24 protein-coding genes and 1 tRNA gene are annotated in these 23,397 nt (G+C 35.7%); 14 read left to right on the top strand and 11 right to left on the bottom strand.

Annotated features, from left to right (window positions below):
- Nucleotides 1–47: 47 nt before the first annotated feature.
- Genes GWK10_RS13360 through GWK10_RS13350 form a run of 3 tightly spaced genes read right to left on the bottom strand, consistent with a single transcriptional unit; the run spans nt 48 to nt 3,438 of the window.
- On the bottom strand, nt 48–1,427 hold the full coding sequence (locus tag GWK10_RS13360) for a tetratricopeptide repeat protein (protein WP_164032884.1): 1,380 nt from the start codon (nt 1,425–1,427) through the stop codon (nt 48–50).
- A gap of 26 nt (nt 1,428–1,453) precedes the next feature.
- Nucleotides 1,454–2,710 (bottom strand): hypothetical protein, encoded by a 1,257-nt coding sequence (locus GWK10_RS13355; RefSeq protein WP_164032883.1) that lies wholly within the window; start codon nt 2,708–2,710, stop codon nt 1,454–1,456.
- The gene (locus GWK10_RS13350; RefSeq protein ID WP_164032882.1) at nt 2,707–3,438 is read right to left on the bottom strand and encodes a type III pantothenate kinase; all 732 of its coding nucleotides are present in this window, start codon (nt 3,436–3,438) and stop codon (nt 2,707–2,709) included. Before GWK10_RS13350 ends, GWK10_RS13355 begins: the two co-directional genes overlap by 4 nt.
- A gap of 210 nt (nt 3,439–3,648) precedes the next feature.
- Here GWK10_RS13350 and GWK10_RS13345 point away from each other — a divergent pair, with 210 nt between their 5' ends.
- Complete coding sequence (locus tag GWK10_RS13345; protein ID WP_164032881.1) at nt 3,649–4,752, top strand: SDR family oxidoreductase; 1,104 nt, start codon at nt 3,649–3,651, stop codon at nt 4,750–4,752.
- Between the two features lie 133 nt (nt 4,753–4,885).
- Here the strand turns inward: GWK10_RS13345 and GWK10_RS13340 are convergent.
- Nucleotides 4,886–4,958 (bottom strand) — tRNA-Phe (locus GWK10_RS13340).
- A 180-nt stretch (nt 4,959–5,138) separates the two neighbouring features.
- Between GWK10_RS13340 and GWK10_RS13335 the strand changes: the two genes are divergently transcribed.
- Nucleotides 5,139–5,945: an FkbM family methyltransferase gene (locus GWK10_RS13335; protein WP_164032880.1), complete on the top strand. Its 807-nt coding sequence runs from the start codon at nt 5,139–5,141 to the stop codon at nt 5,943–5,945.
- Here GWK10_RS13335 and GWK10_RS13330 read toward each other — a convergent pair.
- The gene (locus GWK10_RS13330) at nt 5,942–6,358 is read right to left on the bottom strand and encodes a hypothetical protein (protein WP_164032879.1); all 417 of its coding nucleotides are present in this window, start codon (nt 6,356–6,358) and stop codon (nt 5,942–5,944) included. The genes GWK10_RS13335 and GWK10_RS13330 overlap by 4 nt on opposite strands.
- Nucleotides 6,359–6,492: 134 nt before the next feature.
- Entirely contained in the window at nt 6,493–8,316 is a 1,824-nt protein-coding gene (locus GWK10_RS13325) for a sodium:solute symporter family protein (RefSeq protein WP_164032878.1), read from the bottom strand.
- Between the two features lie 182 nt (nt 8,317–8,498).
- On the opposite strand from GWK10_RS13325, the gene GWK10_RS13320 reads away from it, so the two are divergent.
- The 6 genes from GWK10_RS13320 (at nt 8,499) to arsM (ending at nt 12,999) form a co-directional block, all read left to right on the top strand.
- Nucleotides 8,499–8,834, top strand: coding sequence for an arsenosugar biosynthesis-associated peroxidase-like protein (locus tag GWK10_RS13320; RefSeq protein WP_164032877.1), 336 nt, complete (start codon nt 8,499–8,501; stop codon nt 8,832–8,834).
- A gap of 70 nt (nt 8,835–8,904) precedes the next feature.
- Nucleotides 8,905–9,960 carry an arsenosugar biosynthesis radical SAM (seleno)protein ArsS gene (arsS, locus tag GWK10_RS13315; protein ID WP_164032876.1) on the top strand — a complete coding sequence of 352 codons (1,056 nt, stop codon included), beginning with the start codon at nt 8,905–8,907 and terminating at the stop codon, nt 9,958–9,960.
- 1 nt (nt 9,961) lies between these two features.
- Nucleotides 9,962–10,447: a rhodanese-like domain-containing protein gene (locus GWK10_RS13310; protein WP_164032875.1), complete on the top strand. Its 486-nt coding sequence runs from the start codon at nt 9,962–9,964 to the stop codon at nt 10,445–10,447.
- Between the two features lie 85 nt (nt 10,448–10,532).
- Nucleotides 10,533–11,141 (top strand): TIGR04282 family arsenosugar biosynthesis glycosyltransferase, encoded by a 609-nt coding sequence (locus tag GWK10_RS13305; RefSeq protein ID WP_239540762.1) that lies wholly within the window; start codon nt 10,533–10,535, stop codon nt 11,139–11,141.
- Nucleotides 11,142–11,153: 12 nt separating this feature from the next.
- Nucleotides 11,154–11,966: a purine-nucleoside phosphorylase gene (locus GWK10_RS13300; protein WP_164032873.1), complete on the top strand. Its 813-nt coding sequence runs from the start codon at nt 11,154–11,156 to the stop codon at nt 11,964–11,966.
- 64 nt (nt 11,967–12,030) lie between these two features.
- A complete protein-coding gene (gene arsM, locus GWK10_RS13295; protein WP_164032872.1) occupies nt 12,031–12,999 on the top strand; it encodes an arsenosugar biosynthesis arsenite methyltransferase ArsM in 969 nt (322 codons plus the stop codon).
- 95 nt (nt 13,000–13,094) lie between these two features.
- Here arsM and GWK10_RS13290 read toward each other — a convergent pair whose 3' ends face one another.
- The 3 genes from GWK10_RS13290 to GWK10_RS13280 are packed head-to-tail and all read right to left on the bottom strand — an operon-like array spanning nt 13,095 to nt 16,853.
- Nucleotides 13,095–14,321, bottom strand: a complete 1,227-nt coding sequence (locus GWK10_RS13290) for an NADH:flavin oxidoreductase/NADH oxidase family protein (RefSeq protein WP_164032871.1) — start codon at nt 14,319–14,321, stop codon at nt 13,095–13,097.
- A gap of 9 nt (nt 14,322–14,330) precedes the next feature.
- Nucleotides 14,331–15,965 carry a GMC family oxidoreductase gene (locus GWK10_RS13285; protein ID WP_164032870.1) on the bottom strand — a complete coding sequence of 545 codons (1,635 nt, stop codon included), beginning with the start codon at nt 15,963–15,965 and terminating at the stop codon, nt 14,331–14,333.
- 3 nt (nt 15,966–15,968) lie between these two features.
- Entirely contained in the window at nt 15,969–16,853 is an 885-nt protein-coding gene (locus GWK10_RS13280) for an alpha/beta fold hydrolase (protein WP_164032869.1), read from the bottom strand.
- 124 nt (nt 16,854–16,977) lie between these two features.
- Here GWK10_RS13280 and GWK10_RS13275 point away from each other — a divergent pair, with 124 nt between their 5' ends.
- The 6 genes from GWK10_RS13275 (at nt 16,978) to GWK10_RS13250 (ending at nt 21,420) form a co-directional block, all read left to right on the top strand.
- Nucleotides 16,978–17,871 (top strand): DUF547 domain-containing protein, encoded by an 894-nt coding sequence (locus tag GWK10_RS13275; RefSeq protein WP_239540761.1) that lies wholly within the window; start codon nt 16,978–16,980, stop codon nt 17,869–17,871.
- A gap of 52 nt (nt 17,872–17,923) precedes the next feature.
- Nucleotides 17,924–18,631, top strand: coding sequence for a TIGR04283 family arsenosugar biosynthesis glycosyltransferase (locus GWK10_RS13270; protein ID WP_239540760.1), 708 nt, complete (start codon nt 17,924–17,926; stop codon nt 18,629–18,631).
- 65 nt (nt 18,632–18,696) lie between these two features.
- Entirely contained in the window at nt 18,697–19,833 is a 1,137-nt protein-coding gene (locus GWK10_RS13265; protein WP_164032867.1) for a helix-turn-helix transcriptional regulator, read from the top strand.
- A gap of 118 nt (nt 19,834–19,951) precedes the next feature.
- A complete protein-coding gene (locus GWK10_RS13260) occupies nt 19,952–20,356 on the top strand; it encodes a hypothetical protein (RefSeq protein ID WP_164032866.1) in 405 nt (134 codons plus the stop codon).
- On the top strand, nt 20,353–20,847 hold the full coding sequence (locus GWK10_RS13255; protein WP_164032865.1) for a hypothetical protein: 495 nt from the start codon (nt 20,353–20,355) through the stop codon (nt 20,845–20,847). The genes GWK10_RS13260 and GWK10_RS13255 overlap by 4 nt, the downstream gene beginning before the upstream one ends.
- A gap of 3 nt (nt 20,848–20,850) precedes the next feature.
- The gene (locus tag GWK10_RS13250) at nt 20,851–21,420 is read left to right on the top strand and encodes a YceI family protein (RefSeq protein ID WP_164032864.1); all 570 of its coding nucleotides are present in this window, start codon (nt 20,851–20,853) and stop codon (nt 21,418–21,420) included.
- On the opposite strand, the gene GWK10_RS13245 is transcribed toward GWK10_RS13250, so the two are convergent.
- Nucleotides 21,417–22,682, bottom strand: a complete 1,266-nt coding sequence (locus GWK10_RS13245) for a POTRA domain-containing protein (RefSeq protein WP_164032863.1) — start codon at nt 22,680–22,682, stop codon at nt 21,417–21,419. The two genes, GWK10_RS13250 and GWK10_RS13245, sit on opposite strands and share 4 nt — an antisense overlap.
- Entirely contained in the window at nt 22,682–23,380 is a 699-nt protein-coding gene (locus tag GWK10_RS13240; protein ID WP_164032862.1) for a hypothetical protein, read from the bottom strand. Before GWK10_RS13240 ends, GWK10_RS13245 begins: the two co-directional genes overlap by 1 nt.
- Nucleotides 23,381–23,397: the final 17 nt, after the last annotated feature.

The raw sequence follows: 23,397 nt of genomic DNA, 5'->3' as shown, positions 1-23,397 counted from the left end.
TAACTATGACACTCGATTTTATATAATATGATATGCGAAATCGCATCTTATAAGTTCGGTACTTTTACCGTTCTCCCAATCCAACATCCAATAGGTAATGACTTACCGCCCATACCTTTATTGAATATCTCTGACTTAGTAGGAACTCTTGCTTCATAAGATTTAGCCAATTTATTAGCTCTAGATCTTAACGCTGCATCTACAGAACCAGCTTTCCTTGCAGTCGAAGCTGCTAACCAGTATACTGCTTTCTTTTCAAAAGTATCAGTACCACACTGATTCGCACTAGAACCATATAAAGTAGCAATTAATAAATATGCTTTACCGTTTGATGGGTTTTCAGCTAATGCTTTATTACATAAACCTCTCGATTTTCCTTTTTGACCTCTTTTCTTAGCAAGATTTGCCATTACTAGGAATACTTTCGACTTATCGAAACTATCAGTATACATGTCGGCTGATTGTTGGTAATACTTTTCAGCATCAGTATATTTCTTTTGTTTTTCAGCTAACCTACCTAAATAGAATGCTGATCTAGCGGAAGGCTCAACAACGTTTAAGGCTTCTACTAACTTAAAGAACATAGGGTCTTCAGTACATTCTTTACTGTCCATACGACCAGCTGCCCTTTTTAACCAAACCGCATCACCTTTTTTGCTGTCAAAGTTCTTTTGATATAAAGGAATCAAGTTTTCACAAGTTGCCTTACTAGCAATTAAGGCGTCAAGATTACCTGAGAAAATACCAATGGCCTTCACATTTGTTTCCGCTCTCTTTTTAGTTCTTTTCTCTTTAGTAGTCAATGGAGTATTCGCATCTTCTTTTTGCAAGATTGTTTTTAATTGACTAGCCAATGACTTGCTTTCTTCCTCAAACTTTTCAGAAAGTTCTTCATACTTTGTAAAAAGATCTTCTAACGAGACTTTACCAGCCTCATGTTGCTTATATACTAAATCGAAATAGTTATATAAACTTCTTGGGTTTTTGAAGTTCTTTTTATCTTTTGTAAATGCTTCATCATAAACGGTTATGATCTCCACAGGAGTACCCATTTTATGCTTAATCATAGCATCCGCCGCCTTAGATTTAACATCTCCCATTTTTGTCTTAGAAGGAAAATACTTCATTCTATCATCATATACCTGCATCAACTCCTTTTTCAATGCCTCTTGCTCTGCACCAGTAGAGTTCTTAATCTTATCCTCTATAATCTTAGGACCATAGGAATATGTCGCTACGTGTAGATCAGGACACTCAGTATATACCTTTTTCCAAGGTTCATAAGCCGCCTTGTAGTTTTTCACTTTATAGTGTTCGCTAAAGATTGATAGAGATGTTTTACACTCTTCAACATTGCCTTGGGCACTGGTAAACTGAACCATTGCTAATAACCCAAGAACAAATAATGACATTTTCGCCTTCATCATAAAAATTTTAGTAGTTACGTTTTGTTTTAATTGTACTTTCTTCTAACAAACCATTTATCATTCAAAGATAAACTGATATTTATGTTAAAATAATTTTCTTTTATTCTTTTTTGGAAAGTCGTTCCTCTTTGTCCGTATTCAATGGCTACGTTAACATTAGAAAAATTCCTTACCGGTAGTCCTACTCCAAAAGACATGCCAAAGTCGTAAGTCCCTATATTATTAAGCCTTAAGCCTAATTCTTCATAGCGCACTCCAGCACGATATACCACACGATCCCAATAACTTGTAATACTACTATAATTAGGTATAAAGAATCCTCCCGCAGAAAAACGACTACCATCTTCATAAACCTCATTACCTACACGATTAAACGGATTCCCTAACTCTTCATTATCTAAAATACTATACTCTGCACCAAGAAACCACTTTTTTTCTTTTCCAAATCCGAGACCAAAAGTCATATTTTGAGGCAATTTACTAATCGTTTCAGCATTTGCTCCCAAGTCTGAAGTTACTGTTTCTACAGGAATTTCACTTCCAACTGCATTAAATGTTATGGTCGAAATTTCTTGTGTATTCTTAGAAGTTAGCTCCGCCTCTGGTCTAAAGACAAAAGAGGAGTATAACTTATAATCGTTTTTAAATGAGAGCTCGTAATTAAGGGCTAAATCAACGCTTAGACCTGATATTGAAGACTCTTTATCTTGTTTAGTTGCAAATTGAACTCCTTCGGTAATTCCAGTTTGGGAATTGGTGATCTTTCCAAAATTATAGTGGGCTGTCGCCCCAGCTGAAAAGCCTTTAAAAAGGTCTATACCATATGCAAAAAAGGCGCGATTGACCCCTCCTTCTCCATTAAAGCGGTTTACAGAAGTACTAGTTTCATTAACATCTTCAATACGATACCCAACAGATGAATATGGCATTACACCAAAACTAAATGCACCTAATTTATTTAGTGGTATACCCAAGGTCAAATAATTTAGTGTCGTACTAGTGGCATCTTCTTTTGTAGTATCATTTTCTAAATTGAAAAAATTCTGACCGCCAGCTACACCAAAAGTAGTAAGCTTCAGCTTACCTAAAGAAGCAGGATTATTAAGGTTTAAGTGAATACTATCAGAAAAGACCCCTAAGCCCCCCATAGCTCTGTTTTCTACTGTGCCTTTAAATTGTACATCACCAATGCCAAAAAAAGAATAAGGTGAAGCAGCATTATTTTGTGCAAAGGTAGAAGCACAAGCCATCATGGCTACAATTACAAATAGTCGTCTAATCATTGATTTTTATTACACTCAAGAATGGTATTTAATCCCTTCAAAAGAAAATTAGAATCCGCAAATATGCTATTTTTTAGGTATTCTGCAAAGATTTTCGCATCACCCCCTGTTAAAATAACTGTTAAATGTTTATAGCGTTGGCTATATTGGTTTATCACCCCATCAATCTCTTGCACCAAACCATTCATAACTCCTGAATGAATAGATGTTTCAGTAGAGGTCCCAATAAAAGAGTTTAATTTTTCAGGTGCCAACTTGGGCAAATTGGCTGTATAGTCATTTAAGGACTTATATCGTATTTGTAGACCAGGAGAAATAGCTCCGCCTATATATTGATTTTGATTATCCTTAAAATCATAAGTTACGCAGGTGCCAGCATCAATAACCAATACATTTTGATATTGAAAATACTTAGCCGCAGCACTTATTAAAGCAATGCGATCTACTCCTAATGTGCTAGGAGTATCGTATAAGTTGGTAAAATTGAGCTTACTTTCATGCGTTAACACGCTAATAGGTATTTTAGCATTAAGCCAATCAATCAAAGAATCTTCAAGTTGCGTAACCGACGAAACAATTCCCTGACCAATAGTAGGATGAGCAGAAAGAATGGTTTCAATCTCGTTTTTGAGCGAGTCGTATGATGCATGCTCTTTAATAAGAATTCGATCCTTATCAAATACTGCTAGCTTAGGCCTTGTATTTCCCGCATCAACAATTAAATTCATTTTAGGTAGAAAATTGGCCTAATGTACAAATACTGATCAAACCATAGTAACAAACGCTCTAAAATTAAGAAGGATTTAAATTTTGAACGCTTTCAATCTTATATTCAAGGCTTTGATCTTAAATTAAACTAAATATTTTAAGAATTTGTTTTGATACTAAATCAAGGTCATTCCCAAAAACCAACTACTTTTGCACTCTATTTATCAACCATGAACATACTTTTAACAGGAGCTACTGGAACTTTAGGATCCAACCTATTATACAAACTCTTACTTAGAGAGGATATTGAAAAATTATATCTTTTGGTACGAGATAAAAAAGGAACTACAGCCAAAGCGCGGCTCACCAAAATACTATCATCCAAAACCGCGCCAAAAGAAATAAGGAACTCCATACAAAAGCAGTTGCACAAAATAGCTGTATTCAATTCAGACGAATTTTTTAAACCTGAAAATTATATTGACACTTCAGCAGAAATCTTTTGTATTCATTCTGCTGGTTTTGTCAACTTGTCGACCAATAAGGCTCATAAAGACGAAATTTTTAGTGAAAATTTTGATTTTACAAAGCGAATATTCGAGTGTTTTAAACCCTATGTCTCAAAGTTTGTTTATATAAGCACCGCATATAGCATTGGTGATATAGGTGGGCTTATTCCAAATACATTTCACACAAAAAATGCAAAACCCAATTTTCGAAACTTTTATGAAGAATCGAAGTATTTGGCCGAACAGTACTTATTAAAGAATGCCAAAACCGCTAACATACAGTTGCAAATTTTAAGACCTAGTGTTTTAGGAGGCAATATTTTTGAAAACTCTCAATATTTCATTTCTAAGTATATGGTGTATTATTTGTTGGCAAAGTTTTTTCACAATAATCCTTTTGTAAATGACTCGATACGTATAGCTATTAATAAAAATACCGGGCTCAATATTATTCCTGTTGACTATGCCGCGTCGATTATTGAAAAAGCCTTTACTATGAATATCAAAGAGTTGAATATAGTGCACTCAACTAGCACGAATCTATTCAACGGGATTCAACGTATTGCGGAAACGGTTAATTTCAAAAAGTTGGAGATTGTTTCACCCTCCCTGAATATTTTAGAAAGTTTTTCTAGCAAATTGGAGACATTGTATTACAATAGTATTGGCATTCATTTAGAGCCTTATTTAACATCAACGCCTTACGAGTACGACACTCGTTTACTAGAGTCTATACTGCCAATACCGTTATATGATACGGTAGATTATTTAGAGCATACAGTGGCTTATGCTAAAGAGCGAGCGTTTCGAAATAAGCGATGGTAAATTTACTATCGGAAATGAGCTTATTACAATACTCACATCCAATAGCTATTGAGAGATTTAGAGGTATAACTTCTAAAAAAATGAAAACTCTTGAAAACAAAAAAACCTTCCTCAGAAGAGAAAGGTTTTAAAGTGGTACCTCCAGGAATCGAACCAGGGACACACGGATTTTCAGTCCGTTGCTCTACCAACTGAGCTAAGGTACCATGCTGTTAAGCGGGTGCAAATATAATTTGCTTTTTTGATTAACACAAAACAATTTCAATAAAATATCTTACTTAAATAAAAAGGAATTTCATCAATACGCTTTTTTCAATCATTATGAACCTGCCATCTTATTCCATCTTAATAAATTGTAGTAATATTACGCCATTTAACAACCAGCTATGGGAAGCATTAGCAAGTATATTGCCAGAAAACTTTTTATAAAAAACCGTGTAAAACCTACAAAAGGTGTATTACCGATGGTTATGACCAACGATCTAATTGGGCAAAGCATCATTTTAAATGGTTATTATGAAAAAGATCTAGTATCTACCATTTTTAATGCGTTCGATTTCGATCCTAGTAATTATAATTGCCTTGATGTAGGTTGTAATATTGGAAATCACGCGGTTCAATTTAAAGATCACTTTAAAAAGGTAAGCGGGTTTGAGCCGCAGAAACGTACTTTTAAAATATTGACACTAAATACCGAACATTATGACAATGTAAATGTCTATAATTTTGGACTTTCATCTTCTCCTGGTGAGTTCACATTGAATATCCCCTTCGCAAATTCAGGCGGAGGCTCTCATGTAGCTTTACCTTCAGAAAAACATTTTTATACTGAGAACATAGAGTTAAAAGTATACGACGATGAATTTGACGAAGAAATTGCCTTTGTAAAAATCGATGTTGAGGGTAACGAAGTTGATGTAATTGAAGGCATGAAAAAAACCATTGAAAAGTATAAGCCTATTATTTCATTTGAATATAATCGCGATCAAAAAAATGAGATTATCAAACTACTAAATACACTCGGTTACACTAACTTTTTTAAACCGAAATCTCATTTTATGAATAAGGTTATAGGATCGAACAACTTATACCCACCGAAAAAATTGGAGGAGATTAACATGCCATATAAGAAAGACTGTTCTCTTTTAACAACCTATCACAATGACTCTAAGTTTCGACTAAAAATTAATTAGTGTGTTGCAATGGTATTTTTAGACCTTCTGCGAAAGGAATACGGCTCATTTACTTGAGTTTGTTCTTTTTCAACTCTCAAACGAGCTAACATAAATTCAATTTTAGCCGTAATTTCTTGAAGATCGATAACTGGTTGCAGCGATCTAGTCTTTCCTAGCTTACTTCGTACTTCTTCATACCTAACAAAGACCTTTTTTCGTTTGTCTTGCAGAAAGTGAATCGTGTCGTCACATGCAATTTCCAAAGCACAAAATGCCATTAAAGCCTGCTCTTCTTTTTTCCGACCTACATATCTTTCTACAATTGCTTCGAAACTCGAATTAGATTGAAAAATATCTCTTGATGCATGCCTTAAGAGTTTATTGATTTCAACGGTCTCAAAAAACCTTTTTGAACGTAATACTAAATTCATGGTTAAAGTATTTGGGGTTAGTTGCTTATTATTAAAACAAACAAATTCTTTAAAACCCTACTTTAACTTATTAACAAAAGTAGCTTATCCCTATTTGTTGTATTTAGACAGAAAACACAAGCAAAAACTGGCTTCTATAGAATAGTATTTTTCATTTTCTTCCAGACACGCACTAATAAAAACCCTGCTAAAACTGTCATTACCGTTAATATTGCCGCTTTTTGAGTATTTCCATAAATCCAATTTCCAGCACTAAACAAACAACCATATACAAAGACGCAACCTAAAAGCATAGCTAAAATCCCATTTGGAACTGACCACTTCTCATTTTTCTCAATAATTGTTTCTCTTTTATCCGATAATGCCAACATTCGTTTCCAACCCGGACCTCCAGGTTGCGTTTGCTTGTAAAACCGCTCTAAGACAGCTTGCTCTTCTGGTTTGGTCAAAAACATCGTAATAATCCATACAATAGAAGTGATCAAAACTATCAACGGGAACTGTGCCCATCCAGGCATAATACCTTCTGTCTCAACTGGACCAGATGCCCCGAACAAATATACCCCAAATGAAGTATAGGTGAATATTAACGAAATAATTCCCGAAGAAAACATTGCAGATATTTCTGCCCATGCATTAATTCGCCACCAAAACCATCGTAGAATAAAGATGATACCAGTTCCTGCCCCAAACATCAATATCAAATTGAAAACCTGCAGGGCATTGGTTAGTGATAATGCCAAAACTGCACTAACTACCATTAGTAATACTGTTGAAATTCGCCCGACATTCACCATCTCCTTTTCAGAAGCTTCTTTGTTAACCTGAGTTTTATAAAAATCATTTACGATATACGATGCTCCCCAATTCAAATGTGTAGATATAGTACTCATATATGCCGCTCCTAATGATGCCAGCACAAGACCTAAAAGACCAGATGGGAGTTTTGTCAACATTGCAGAATATGCCAGATCTTGACCTAGTTTACCTTCTTCTATATTCGGAAAGGCCTCTTTTATACTTGCCAAATCAGGAAAAACTACTAAAGATGCCAATGCAACTAAGATCCATGGCCATGGACGAAGGGCATAATGCATTACATTAAAAAAGAAGGTCGCTCCTATGGCATGATTTTCATCTTTTGCTGCTAGCATTCGCTGTGCTACATATCCACCTCCGCCGGGCTCTGCCCCCGGGTACCAAGCACTCCACCATTGCACGGCGATTGGGATAATAAATATCATGATAAGCGCTTCTTTATCATCCATATCTGGTAAAATTGACAGTTTTCCAGATACGTTTTCATGATCTAATAAGTTAGATAACCCTCCTACTTCGGGAATATTCACTAAAAAATAAGCCGCTCCTATAGCCCCTGCCATTGCAACGAAAAACAATAAAAAATCAGTATATACTACGCCTTTAAATCCACCAACTGCGCTAAAAATTACGGTGACAACACCACCTATTAAAACAGTTTCAACAGGAGTTAACCCAAGCATTACTTGCCCTATTTTAATAGCTGCTAAGGTAACGGCAGACATCGCCATTATGTTAAAGATTATCCCAAGATAAACCGATCGAAATCCGCGCAAAAATCGCGCAGGTGATCCTCCGTAACGAAGCTCGTAAAATTCCATATCTGTATTTACATTCGATTTACGCCAAAGCTTTGCATACACAAAAACGGTTAATAAGCCAGTAAGCAAAAAGGCCCACCAAACCCAGTTTCCTGAGACTCCATTCGTTCGAACAATATCGGTTACTAAATTTGGCGTATCAGTAGAAAAAGTTGTAGCAACCATTGATAAACCAAGCAGCCACCATGGCATATTCCTACCAGATAAAAAGTACTCTGAGGTGTTTTTGCCAGATTTACGAGAAACGTAGATACCTACAAATAAAATAATACTAAAGAGCCCTATAATTAGGCTATAGTCTAAAGAAGAAAGTTTCATAAATGGTTAATAGAGTATCTTATAAAAATAGTATAATTATTATCACAAGCGGATATTTGACAAAATTCTACTTTAAAATGAACCTTTTGTGTAAGAACTACGTATAGGTTTCGACCACCTATTGGTGGATTCAGTTATCTTGATGAATACTGTATATTTACCGAACTAAAAACTATATAATAATGTCTAAATCATACTACGATCCTGCTGACCTGAGAAAATTTGGAAAAATAACCGAATGGAGTGAAGAATTAGGTACTTCATTTTTCGATTATTACGGCAAAGTATTTCAAGAAGGAGCATTAAGTGCAAGAGAAAAGTCATTGATAGCTTTAGCCGTTTCACACGTAGTAAAATGCCCTTATTGCATTGATGCTTATACCAAGGATGGCCTACAAAGAGGCATTACCAAAGAAGAAATGATGGAAGCCGTACATGCAGGTGCCGCAATTGAGGCTGGAGCATCTTTGGTACATGGCGTTCAAATGATGAACAAATACGAAAAATTGAGTATGTAATTACGATTAAGGATAGATGAGAAACGGATAAAAATTCGTTATTCCTAAATCGTAAATTTAAAATCCCTATATGGCTACAAAGTCGCTATTAAAAAGAAACAATGAGTTAGCAAATGCTAATCGTCAACTTGAAATTCTTTCGAACGGAATTTTTGCTGATGGTGAGTTGCCAACTTTCAAAGATAAAATTACCCAAACTGGTCAATTTCCACTTCGCCCTAGAAAGCTCGAAATTCTACAAATTAATGTAGGATACATGTGCAACCAAGTATGCGAGCATTGCCATGTCGATGCCGGTCCTGATCGTAAGGAGATCATGACGGTTGAAACAATGAAGCAATGCTTAGAAGTAATTAAAAATACTGGAGCGCATACACTAGATTTAACTGGTGGTGCACCCGAAATGAATCCTAATTTCCGTTGGTTTGTTGAAGAAGCAAGCAAAGCCGGAATTAAAGATTTTATCGTACGATCAAACTTGACGATCATTCGAGCCAATAAGAAATATTACGATTTACCTGAATTCTTTAAAAAACACAATGTTCATGTTGTATCATCTATGCCGCACTGGACCCGTGGTAAAACAGATAAACAACGTGGTGACGGGGTTTTCGACAAGTCGATAAAAGCACTTCAAGAATTGAATGCTGTTGGTTATGGTATGCCGGATAGTGATTTACGACTCGACTTGGTATACAATCCGTCTGGAGCCTTTTTACCAGGAGATCAAATGGCATTAGAGGCCGACTTTAAAAAAGGATTAATGGAAGATTTCGGAATCTCATTCCACAATCTTTTTGCAATCACAAATTTACCTATTAGTCGTTTTCTAGATTATCTTATAGCGTCAGAAAATTATGAAGATTATATGTATGCTCTAGTAGAAGCGTATAACCCTTCTGCGGTACAAAATGTAATGTGCACCAACACTATTTCGGTTAGTTGGGATGGTTGGTTGTATGATTGCGATTTTAACCAAATGCTCGATTTAAAAGTAGCAAGTAAGGTTAAGCATATTAGTGAGTATAACGAAGAAGTAATTCGAAATAGAGATATTATCATTTCGCAGCATTGTTATGGCTGTACAGCTGGAGCTGGCAGTAGTTGTCAAGGTACAGTTGCCTAATATGAAAAACTTCCTAAGCATAGCGCTGTTTCTATTTGTGATTGTTGGCAATGCCCAATCACTAGATAGCCTATTGCAGAAGTTGAATAAGCAAAACGTTCCATACATGACTATCGACTCATTAGCAAAGAATCAGGATGCCATATTATTGGATGCTAGAGAAGAAAGTGAGTTTTTAGTAAGCCGAATTGAAAATGCTGTGTATGTTGGTTATGATCAATTCAACTTACGAAAAACGAAAAAATCTTTAGTTGACAAAGATCAAAAAATAGTTGTCTATTGTTCGCTTGGCGTCCGATCAGAACATATTGCATATAAACTCAAAAAAGCTGGATATACTAACGTCTACAATTTATACGGTGGTATTTTCGAATGGAAAAACAAAGGAAATCCTATTTATAACAATCAAAAACTAAAAACCGATAGCATTCACGTATTCTCAAAAGAATGGGGCCAGTATGCTAAAAAGGGAATTCCCGTTTACTAATCTACACTTAACAATCTGTCAGTTCGAGTGTTTTTTCTAAGGCACGAAAGAAAAAATGTATCGAGAACCTTCAAACGACTTTAATTTGAAACAAAAATCAAAAAATTTACTCCTCATATTTACCCGTAACCCAGAACTTGGGAAAGTAAAAACGCGACTTGCCAAAACTATTGGTAATGAAGCTGCTCTCAATATTTATAAGTTTCTATTGGAGCATACCAAAAAAGTAACACAAACCATTGAAGTAGATAAACAAGTTCATTATTCCGTAAAGATTAGAGAGAATGATATTTGGGATGCGGCTACATACAACAAACGACTTCAAAAAGGTGAAGATTTAGGTAAACGAATGGCTAAGGCCTTTCAGGATGCGTTTAACGAAGGATATAACAAGGTGGTTATTATAGGAAGCGACTTATACGATCTATCAACTCAAGACATTTCTGAAGCATTCGATAGATTAGATACTAATCAAGTGGTAATTGGCCCAGCAACAGATGGCGGTTATTACCTATTAGGTTTAACCACTATGATACCAGAAATTTTCGAAGATAAAGCATGGGGAACCAGTACTGTTTTTAACGATACTTTAGCCAACGTACAAGATAAAAAATACCTACTTTTAAACCCTAAAAATGATGTAGATGTATATGATGACATTAAAGATATTGACATCTTCAATCAGTTTATATAAGAATTACGATTTATGATAAAATACTTAACCGATACGGTTGACTACTTAAAAAATAAAGGTTTCGAAAATCCTGAAGTTGGTATCATATTAGGCACTGGACTGGGACAACTTATCAATGAAGTTGAAATTGAGCAGGAAGTAAGTTATAATCACATACCTAATTTCCCAACAGCAACTGTAGAGTTCCATAAAGGAAAACTTGTCTACGGTTCGTTGGCAGGTAAAAAAGTTGTGGTTATGCAAGGTCGATTTCATGTTTATGAAGGTTACAGCCTACTAGATGTTACCTATCCAGTAAGAGTTATGGAACAACTTGGCATTAAGTCCTTGTTAGTATCCAATGCTGCTGGAGCAATCGATCTCAACTTTAATAAGGGGGAGATTATGATCATAGACGATCATATTAATTTACAAGGTGGCTCACCACTTGCTTTTCATGGTGTTGAAAAATACGGTGAGCGTTTTGTTGATATGAGTGCACCATACGATCAAGATTTGATCAAAAAAGTCGAGAAAATTGCAACAGATAATAGCATCGATATTCATAAAGGTGTTTATGCTTCGGTTGTTGGTCCGCAATTAGAAACTAGGGCCGAGTATCGCTATTTAAAAACCATTGGTGCCGATGCTGTGGGTATGAGTACTGTTCCAGAGGTTATTGTTGCAAATCACTTAAAATTAAAAGTGCTCGCATTGTCAGTTTTGACTGATGAATGCGACCCAGATAACTTAAAACCGATAGATATTAATGAGATTATAGCGATGGCTGCAAAAGCTGAACCTCACATGATCACATTATTTAAAGAGTTAATTAAACAATTATAACGTTAGAAGATTGTCTTTTCAATCTTAACTTTCTTTCAGAAAGAACAAACGCAAAAAAAAGAATATGAGTTATTTAGATGCTACTGTAGATGTATACCGCGAAGCAGCTTTAACCCCAGATGTTGGATTATGCTGTACAACCAACCCAATATGGGAATTACCGGGATTAAAAATTCCGAAAATTATGCAAGAAATGAATTATGGCTGCGGTAGCACCGTTCATGCTCGTGATCTTGTAAACAACCCTAAAGTATTATATGTCGGTGTTGGCGGTGGTATGGAGCTGTTGCAATTCTCATATTTTTCAAGACAAAAAGGCGGTGTTGTTGGTATAGATGTAGTTGATGAAATGCTGACTGCATCTAGAGATAACTTCAAAATTGCTGAAGAAGAAAACGACTGGTTTAAGTCAGAATTTGTCGACCTTAAAAAAGGTGATGCAATGAATCTGCCTGTTGAAGATAACAGCATTGACGTAGCAGCACAAAATTGCTTGTTCAACATATTTAAAGAAGAAGATTTACGAAAAGCCATCAAAGAAATGTATCGTGTCTTAAAACCACACGGTTGTTTGGTAATGAGTGATCCCACTTGCGAACAACCAATGAATGATGCACTAAGAAATGATGATCGACTAAGAGCGTTATGTCTTAGTGGAAGTTTACCAATAAAAGAGTATGTAAAAATGCTTACCGATGCTGGTTTTGGAACCATTGAAATTCGTGCACGTAAACCATACCGTATTCTTGATCCTGCAAATTATGAGACGGATGAGTTAATCTACATCGAATCTATCGAAGTCGCAGCGATCAAAGATCCAATGCCAGCTGATGGTCCTTGCGTGTTTACGGGTAAAGCAGCAATCTATTTTGGTAAAGACGAATATTTAGATGACAAAAACGGGCATATAATGCTAAAAAATCAGCCTTTGGCTATATGCGATAAGACAGCGGCAAATATCGCAGCCTTAGGAAGAGAAGATGTTTATATCAGCGAGAGTACGTATCATTATGATGGTGGTGGTTGCTGCTAGTTGAATCCCTTTACAAATGAATTAGAGCTATCATTGATGAAATGGTAGCTCTTTATTTTTTCAACAAAGCGCAGAAAGCGTTGAGAACGCCGCTATTAGATTTTTTTAATCATCGCCTTCCTAAATTCATGCAATATTAAAAACATACTGCACCAAACGGGATTCATGTTCAATTTAAACGCTTTCCCTTTCGACATGCGAATAATATTTCTGGCATAAAAACCACCTTCAGCACTGTCTTCAAATTGTGCAATTCCGGTTCGTAATACTTTGTTTTCAAGTTGAGATATCTTGCCATCTAAAAACCCAGAGATATCATCCTTATTGGTAATAAATGGTCTAGCCATCCCTATTAGATCAACTTCACCCTTCTCTAAAACCTCATTACAAAAATCATATGATCGGAATCCACCTGTCACCAACAATGGAAGCTTAGAAACTGCTCTGATCTTTTTAGCAAAATCAATAAAATAGGCTTCTCTACGCTTAGTACTCTCTTTAACTTCTGGCATATCATTCCCTTCTTCATTTAATAAAAAGAAAGCCAGTTTTTCATAAGTACCTCCAGAAATTTCAAGTAAATCAATTCCAGCTTTATCTAATAATTTAACGACTTCAATTGATTCTTCCTCAGTGAAACCACCTCTTTGAAAATCAGCTGAATTAAGTTTTACCGAAATGGGAAAGCGATCACCTACTACTGCCCTCACTTCCTTAACTATTTGAAGCAAAAGCCGGCTTCTGTTTTCTAAACTCCCACCCCAATGGTCGTTTCGAAGATTGGTATTGGGTGACAAAAACTGACTTAATAAATACCCATGTGCTGAGTGAATTTGCACTCCTGTAAATCCTGCCTGTTTTGCCAATTTAGCAGCATTGACAAAACCTTCAATTACTTCTTTAACTTGATTCTCGGACATTGCTTTTGGCTTAGCAAACAATCCCATTTTTTTAAGTTGCACCGCCGAAGGAGCTAGTGGTTTTCCTGTAACAAATCGGTTGGTTTGTCTTCCAGAATGTGATATCTGAACCCAGCAATGATTCCCATTTTTGACAGCGCTTTTAGCCCATGTTTTAAGCTTAGGAAGCATCTTTTCTTCATCAAAAACCACATTGCCAGCCGACTCCATATGTTTTTTATCTATAACTACATTACCCGTAATTAAAAGTCCAGCTCCGGTATCTGCCCAATCGCTGTAAAGTCGCTCATGTCCATTTGTTGGCTGATAATTCTTATTGCTAATACGCTCGGTCATTGCCGATTTCACCAAACGGTTTTTTAGGATCGCACCACAAGGCAGTTCTAGATTTTTGTTCAGCATATAGTATCCTTATTTAGCAACTTGCTTGTTCTCATTTAATATCATATCTGCAGCCTTCTCAGCAATCATTATCACAGGTGCATTGGTATTACCTGTAGTGATTTCAGGCATTATAGAAGCGTCTACCACTCTTAAGCTTTCTATACCATGCACTCTCAATTGATCATCGACAACGCTCATTTCATCATTTCCCATTTTACAAGTGCTTACTGGGTGGTAAATGGTCTCTACATATTTCTTAATGTGCGCAGCGATATCATCATCACTACTGTGTTCATTTATGCCTAAAAAGCCTGCATTGTGTTTAGTAAATTCATCCTGCTGCATTACTTCGATCGCTTTTTTACTTCCTTTGATCAGCTGCAATAAGTCCTCTTCTTCACTCAAAAAATTAGGTTGTATGATAGGCGGTGAATGTGGGTCATTATTTCTCAAACTAATTTCACCTCTGCTTTTAGGTTTTAGTAAGCATGGTAAAATAGTATAGCCGTCCCAGGTCGGGAGCGTTTTGGTGTCATACATATTGGCATTATCCCCAGCCCCCATATGAAATGGGGTAAATTGAAATTGAAAATTAACTCGATCTTCAATATCATTTGCATTAAAGAATGCATAGGACTCTAACGGACCGATCGTTAAAGCGCCAGACTTATTAATCATATACTTCGCCAATTCTTTTAATTTGTTCATTGGCTTCAACACGTGATTTAGACCTTTTTGTTGAGTTGCCTTACAGCTTACAAAACACATTAAATGATCGTGTAGGTTCCTTCCAACCCCTGGTAATTCGATTTTTAGCTGAATGTTATGCTTGCTCAATTCATCTTTGTCACCAACACCCGACAACATTAAAACTTGTGGTGAATTAATTGCTCCTGCAGATAAGATTACTTCCTTAACAACGGTAATTGTTGTGGGGCTTCCTTTATATAAAAATTCAACACCAACCGCCTTATCATTTTTTATGATTATTCTTGAAACCTGTACATTAGTGATAACCTTTAAGTTTGATCTCTTCAAGATTGGTTTCAAAAAGCCCTGAGCCGTACTCCATCGTTTTCCATTATTAATATTCATTTGAAAATCGCCAACTCCCAGTTGGTTTTTTCCATTATAATCGGCATTAAAAGGAATTCCCGATTTTTCTGCAGCCGCAATAAAAGCTCTCGAAAAGGGACTTTTATACTTCTTAGGAAAACTAATATGCAACTCCCCACCTTGCTGATGAAAACCAGCATCGACCTTTTCAATTTGATCAAAGTGTTCTGATTTTACGAAATAAGGTAAGACGTCGTCATAAGACCAACCTTTATTTCCCAATTTTTCCCAATCATTATAATCTTCTTTATTACCCCTAACATAAGCCATCGCGTTGGTCGAGCTGCAACCGCCTAGCACCTTACCTCTTGGAACATGCATTTTACGATTGTTAACAAAAGGCTGTGGTTCTGTATAAAATCCATAATTAAATTTGGTTTTATGAAGTTCGCCAAAAGCCCCCGGGATATGTATTTTACTGCTGGTATCCTTGCCTCCCGCTTCTATTAGCAAAACTGAATTAGCAGGGTTTTCCGAAAGTCTATTGGCTAACACACAACCGGCCGACCCAGCACCAATAATTATATAATCAAAAGTGTTTTGCATTTGCTATGAAGGGAAATGTCTTTGATGAAAGTTGAAAAAATGTTCTAACACCAGATCCGGTGCTTCCGTTTGCGGGTAGTGACCGATTTCAGTTAAATCTACAACTTCGCAATTTGGTATTAGTTTACGAACGGCTTCTGATAAATGAGCCCCTGAAATTGGGTCTTCATTTCCGTCGATTAATTCTAAAGGAACTGGACAATGCTGTAAAGCTCCAACCCAACGATCTCTATATTCCACTCGTTCTGCCATATATCTTATTAGCTTATGAAACACATATTTTCCTCGGTTGTATTCCATCAAGCTATAAAACTCATCTATTTCTTGTTCCGTTGGTTGTGTTTTACTTCCAAAAATATTTTGAAAGGATTTTCGAAGTTTTGATTTATTTAAAAAGGGAGTAATAAATAATCCTATCGGACTCATTAGTGCTTTTTGAATGGGTAGAGGCCTGTGCACACCTGCAATAATACCTCCATTTAATAAGGTGATAGACTTAATTTCTAATCCATACTCTTTCCCGTGTAATCGTTCGATATATCTCGCCAATAACTCCTGCAATACGGTATCCCCAAAATCATGTGCTAAAACATGTACCTTATCAATACCTTTTAGGCTTAAAAGTTGCTCAACCAAAGAAGCTTGATCACCAATAGTATAATTGTATTTTTTGGGTTTTGCAGAAAATCCAAAGCCGATATAATCTGGAGCGATTAAATGAAATTTTTGGGAGAGTGGTTGCCATATTTTGTTCCAGTCCCAGCTCGAAGTAGGAAAACCATGAAGTAGCAGTAACACTTCTTTTTCACTAGTAGTTTCCTGATAAAAAATGGGATAATTTTTATAAGTAAAATGCTGACCGCTATCGCGCCATGTTGATAATTTCAAGATAGTTTTTATTTATCTGCAGTTAAAAATGAACTCTAGTTCCCTAATTTACGTACTAATATTAGCAATGCAAATTGTAAGGAAAATTTTGCTTGTTAGACTTATAGAGAAATAAAAATTGAAAATGAAAATAGCCCAAATTATACTTATAGCCATAATGCTTTCTGCATGCGGAAGTTCAAAGAAAGTAGTGGACACCAGAGCAACAAATGAAGAAACTGTGGTTGAAATAGTCGAAACTGTTCAGGAAGAACCAGAGGTACAAGAAGAAATGAAGGAAGAAGTTGTTGAGGAGGTTATTGAAGATGTTGTTGAAGAGATGCCTGAAGACAATGATATTGAAGTAACAGAAACAAGCTTAGAAGCAATCGAAACTGCCTTTGATCATGATGTTTTTGATGCCTTGCTAAAAAAGCACGTTACCGACCAAGGTAATGTAAACTACAAAGCCTTTAAAGCCGATCGCACTGAGCTAAAAACATATTTAACGTCACTATCTAATAATATGCCCAAAGATGATTGGAAACGTGAAGATGTATTAGCCTATTGGATAAACGCCTATAACGCATTTACTATAAAGCTCATCATCGATAATTATCCCACAAAAAGTATTAAAGACATTAAAGATCCTTGGGGAGCGCGTTTCTTTAAACTCGGCAAAAAATGGTATAATTTAAATGAGATAGAACATCAAATTCTTCGTAAAATGGATGAACCGCGTATTCATTTTGCTATTAACTGCGCATCGGTTTCTTGTCCGCAACTTTTTAACGAAGCCTTTAAAGCTGACACTTTGGAAGAGCAACTTACAACGGCCACAAAAGTATTTTTATCTGACACATCTAGAAATGAGTTAACCGCAAATAGTATAAAAGTTTCTAAGATATTCAAGTGGTTCAGTAAAGATTTCAAAAAAGATGGCAACTTAATAGACTTTTTAAATAAGTATAGTGAAGTGGCAATTTCAAATAAAGCCAAGCTAAGCTATATGGATTACGATTGGAATTTGAATGAATAGGCCTGAAGGCAATTTTCAAAAAAACAAATTCCAAATCACAAAAAAAATAAAATTGAAAATAAGCATCATCATCCCGATACTCAACGAAGCGGACAATATTGTCCAGCTTCTCGAGTATTTGTATGAAAACTCTTCTGCAACAAATATTAAAGAGATTTTAATCGTGGATGGAGGAAGTACGGATGGGTCGCAGGAAATAATTAAACGATTAACTCAAGAAAAGGGTCTCGATATAATATTATTACATTCAAAAAAAGGTCGAGCACGCCAGATGAATGTTGGTGCTAAAAAGGCTAAAGGTGAGCTTTTGTATTTCTTACATGCAGATTCGATCCCACCTAGAAACTTTGACAAAGCAATTATTGATGCGGCAAATGACAATGCAAGTGCAGGTTGTTTTCGTATGAAGTTTGACAACGATCACCTTGTACTCAAATTTAGTCAATGGTTTACTCGTTTTAATTTAAGAGGTTGTCGTGGGGGAGATCAATCCTTATTTATTAAAAGGGAGTTGTTTGATACACTTAATGGCTTTAATGAGGACTATATAATTTATGAGGACTCTGAATTTATTGGGAGACTTTATGATCAAGGAGAATTCACCGTCATTCCAGATTATGTGACTACCTCATCAAGACGGTATGATGCCAACGGAACTTGGCGATTGCAGTATCACTTCACGGTCATACATTTAAAGAAGTTTTTCGGTGCTTCTCCTAACCAACTTTATCAGTATTACAAACGAAATATTGCTTCCTAGATAAAGCATCTATTTACCAACTAATTTTTAGTATATTCAAATTTCAATATTGAATAGTACACTAAATGAACACCGCCGAAGTCCTAATTGCCATCCTACTATCAATCGGGGCAGCACAGGGTATCGTATTTGGAATCGGGTTACTTAAAAGTAAAACAGAAAACAAGGTTGCTAACCAACTACTTGCAGCGATTTTGTTTTTGCTTTCCTATAGGTTGATTGTACAAATTCTACGCTTTTTTGGCTATGGCCGTTATGATAATTTTTATTACGTACTCATAGACCTCAACTGGGCTATCGGACCTTTACTCTTCTTTTATATAAAGGCATTAATTACACCTAATTTTAAAATGAATAGAAAACACCTTATTCATTTTATTCCTTTAGTTATTCAAATAGGGTTTAGCATTTTCGTTAGATTACAGAATTTATACTGGGAAGGAACACGAGAAAGTCTGAGTTGGCTAGGTTACTGGGGTTATGTTGTATGGATGAACAATGCCACCATTTACTTTGTAGCTAGTTTGCTCATTGTTATTTATTCTTTTAAAGCCCAAAAACTACTAACAACGGCTCCTCTAAATTTTAAAATTGATATAGACCGAATTAAATGGATCAAAAAAATCGTACTCGCATTTAAAGTCTATTTTATTTTGATGATGATTGTTCTTTTGGTCGATTTTATCGTCAACACTTTCTTTGGAAAAGGAACGATGAACTATTTCTATTTTGTGCGATTCTATTACTATCCGTTTTTTATAGGAATCTCCATACTTACCTACTGGATCGGTATCGAAGGGTATAAAAGAAAAGACCATAAAGGACTTATTATTAAAGAAGAACTTTCCGATGAAAAACGCAACCAACTAGATGACATAGCTACCAAATTAAGTAAGCTGATGTCCGAAGAAGCGCTATACAAAGATCCTGATCTGACCCTAAATAAACTGTCAAAAGCGCTCGATGTTAAGCCTTATTTATTGACCAAAACACTAAGTACGGTTCTTGAAAAGAAATTTACTGACTACATTAACGAATTACGTATTGAAGAAGTAAAAAGATTACTTCAAGATTCTAAAAATCAAAATTACACCCTACTTGCATTAGCGCATGAAGCAGGTTTTAATTCTAAAGCCTCTTTTAACCGCGCTGTCAAAAAGATTACAGGAAAATCTCCAAGTTTTCTTAAGTCCAACCTCTAGGTCTCATTTAGCTAATTGACACCAATTCTCGACTTAAAAAAGGTTTCATTTTTATAAATGGGACGATTTCCTGTTGTTTCTATTTGATATTTGAACTCAACATTTAAAAAATCAAAAAATGAAACATGTATCAAGTAAACTAGTAATCTTATTAATATCCTTTGTTGCCATTCAATGTGCAACAGCTCAAAAAAAGAACATTAATACTAACGAACTTATTGGGACCTGGAAACTAGACATGAGTCCTCAAGACAAAACAGATAGCAATTTCGCTATGATGCGTATCGACAAAATCAATAAGAGCTCTTTTGATGGTGTTTTTTATCGAGAAGGAGTTCCAATTAAGGAAGCACGAATAAACACCCAACGAGGTATTATATATGGCGCCTTGGTGTCAGGAGATAATAGCGGTGATTATAATACTAGTTTTTATTTAAAAAATGGCGTCCTATATGGTAGCACTCATTCCTTAAAAAAGGATTTTTTAGCCGTTTGGACAGCAACTAAACAATCAAAAAAATGAGAATACTAATTTTAATAACGGCAATGTTTTTAGGTTGCACCCTAAACGCTCAAAGAGATTGGTCGGGACCGACCGGGGGTGAACCTTTGCCTAAAAAACTTCAAGGTCTAGAAAGAAATATAGATGTCATTCACTTTCCTAAACAGAATGACCCTATCAAGATTGACAATGCATACTACTGGAAACACATGACCTCAATTTTATGTAAACAAAGTGACATAATCATTACTGAGTATGGCGCCTATTTGTTTTACAATGGGAAATGGAATCTTAGAAAATCCTATCCGTTAAAAGAACTAGATAAAACCTTCGGCACCAAAAAACAAAAAATGAAACAAGCAGAGCCTTATACATGGGCCAAAAATTGGCGTGTCGACACCAATCTATTTGGGGGTTGGGCTATGTGGTATTTTATAGGAACGGATAGCAATGGCAAAGCTGTTTGTGGTTACGAAACCATCAATACCACCAATAATCTTTTAAACAAATAAGAAATGAAATATCTAATAACAGCACTTATAGCCTTACTGCTTGCTCATTCAAGCAAAGCACAAACATTCGATCTTAAAAATAAAAAACAGCAACTTGAATGGACAGGAAAAGCAGCGTTTAAGGCTTATTCGTTAACCGGTACCCTTAATGTTGAAAAAGGAACCATTAAAATAACAGACAACACCATCACAAAGCTTGAAATCGTGGTAAATATGAAAAGTTTAGATCACGATAATGGCGATTTAAAATCTCATTTACGTGGTGCAGACTTTTTTAATGTCAATCGATACAAAAAAGCAGCATTTAGACTATCAAAACCGGTTAGTTTAGATAAGGAGAGCTCCGTACTTGCAGGAATGATGACTATTAAGGAGAAAACCCATGGGGAAAACATTGAAGTGATTATCTCGCGTAGTGAGAATACGATTACACTTTCATTTGATCATACTATGGATCGTACTACCTATGGTATTAAATACAATTCGCCTAGCTTTTTTAAGAGCCTAAAACAAAATGCCATAGCTGATGAGTTTAGTTTAAAAGGAAAGCTAGAGTTCAAGAAAGACAATTAGAAATATTGCCCGATACCAAATACAATACCTCTTGATGCACCTTCGGTAATACCATAACCATAGTCAATACGAAAAATGGCATTGTAGATGCGTTTGTGAATGAATCTGAGTCCAACACCTGGATAAACACGAACGTTATCTACATCCCAAAAATCACTAAAATCACCTCCAGGGTTACGCCAAGAGCCAGCGTCGACAAAAGCATTACCTTGTAAAATAAACCAGCCCTTCTCGATTAAAGTTTGTCGGTACTCCGTATTTAAAACTAATGAAGCAGTACCTCGATCGATAATATTACCTACACCGCGAATGTTTAAATTATTATCAACTGAAAATGGCGCAAACGGACTGTCTTCATTGCTAGCCACACCAAAGCGAAAACGGTTTGCCCAGTTTCCTTTTTTACCGATTCGTTTATAGTAGAAAAAGTCATTCCAAGCGATTACAAAATCTTCTTGAAACTCATTCGTAGAAGTTACAAATTGCAGGAAAACCTGATTCTTAATTCCGGAAAGATGATAGTAATCATATACCACATTATTAAACTCATAATTTAGTTTAACTAACCACTTATCGATCTTTAAGGACCTCGGCACTCGTGGATTGGTTTGCCCTTCCAAGTAATTATAAGTCTCCGAAAAATAGTTAAGACCTACTTTAAAATTATTATTAAAATTTAGCTCATATAAACCAAGAGCTTCAAACGATTTATTGGTGTATTTATATTGGGCTGATCCGTTTTCAAAAAACAAGGGTTCTCTACTCGACCAGTTTAAATGGTTTAATTCTAATCCAATTTTATTTGTAAATAAGTAGGGGGCTCTAAAACTAAGTCCGTAGGAATTGAAGCCGTTATTTTGATAAAAACCACCAATAGAAATGTTTCGTCCCAAAAAATTAAAGTCGGTTAAACCAATTCGATAAGCAACTTCTTGATCATTTACGGTCCATAAATTCAGGTTGGGAATTATGGTAAAATTCTCGTTTACTTCATAGGTCACTTTAGCACCAGCAAGCGTATTTTCTATTTCATAAGTTGCATGTACAATTCCATCAAGACGCCTAAGTTTAAGGACATCGGCATCTAGCTTAGTCGAATCAATTTTATGCCCAACTTTTACCTTAATTAGTTTTTCAAGAAAAGATGTTTTGGTTTTTTTATTTCCCTCAAAAACTAGCTCACGAATAGTATTACCCTCCTGTGCGGTGGCAATAAAGCAATACCCGATAAAAAGCAAAGCAAGTAGGGTTTTTAATCTCATTATTCGGCGGTAAATACCTTTTGCTGTACTGCGCCTACCCAATTGTCACCACTAACACCCATTACCGTAATTTGATATGGATCGTTTGGTATAAGTGCTGGAGGTGTCCCAATTGTTACATTAAGTACAACGTTGTCTAGTTTATAGTATTGAAAGGTAGTATCTGTTGTGTAGGTTCCTGATAACGCATTATCACTTATATCGGAAACCACATGAAAATAAATGGTTGAGTCATTAATTACATCCCATGAAAATTCGGGCATTAATGATTCTGATTGATCGACCGTGATCTGATCACTCCAAACAGTTGGTTTTTCTAACTGCTTTAATCGTATTGGTGTTGATGTATGAATTTGTCCGTCTTCTTCAAAACTTACAATAACCCAAATTTCTTCTTGTAACTCGAGAATATACTGTTTCAGAAATCCATTGAAAAAGTCATTTATACCACCTTCCCCAGTAAATTGATAATTACTAAAGTCATTTTTATCTTCAATACTAGTATCAATGGATGCATATAATTTTAGATTAGTAGCACCTGGTCTTAAATAAGCAAAAACAAATACTTCATTTGGATCATCAGGGCTGCTTGCAGCACAAGCAATCACATTATCCCTAACTACGGTTAATCCTGAGGCTTCGATGTCAGCACTTAAATTGTCAAATGCGACCTCAACATCGGGCGAACAGCCCAACATGATAATTGATAATATGA

The sequence above is a fragment of the Spongiivirga citrea genome (assembly GCF_010671565.1).
Lineage (GTDB): Bacteria > Bacteroidota > Bacteroidia > Flavobacteriales > Flavobacteriaceae > Spongiivirga > Spongiivirga citrea.
The sequence above is the reverse complement of the archived record's forward strand: the minus strand, read 5'-3'. Positions and strand labels throughout refer to the sequence as shown.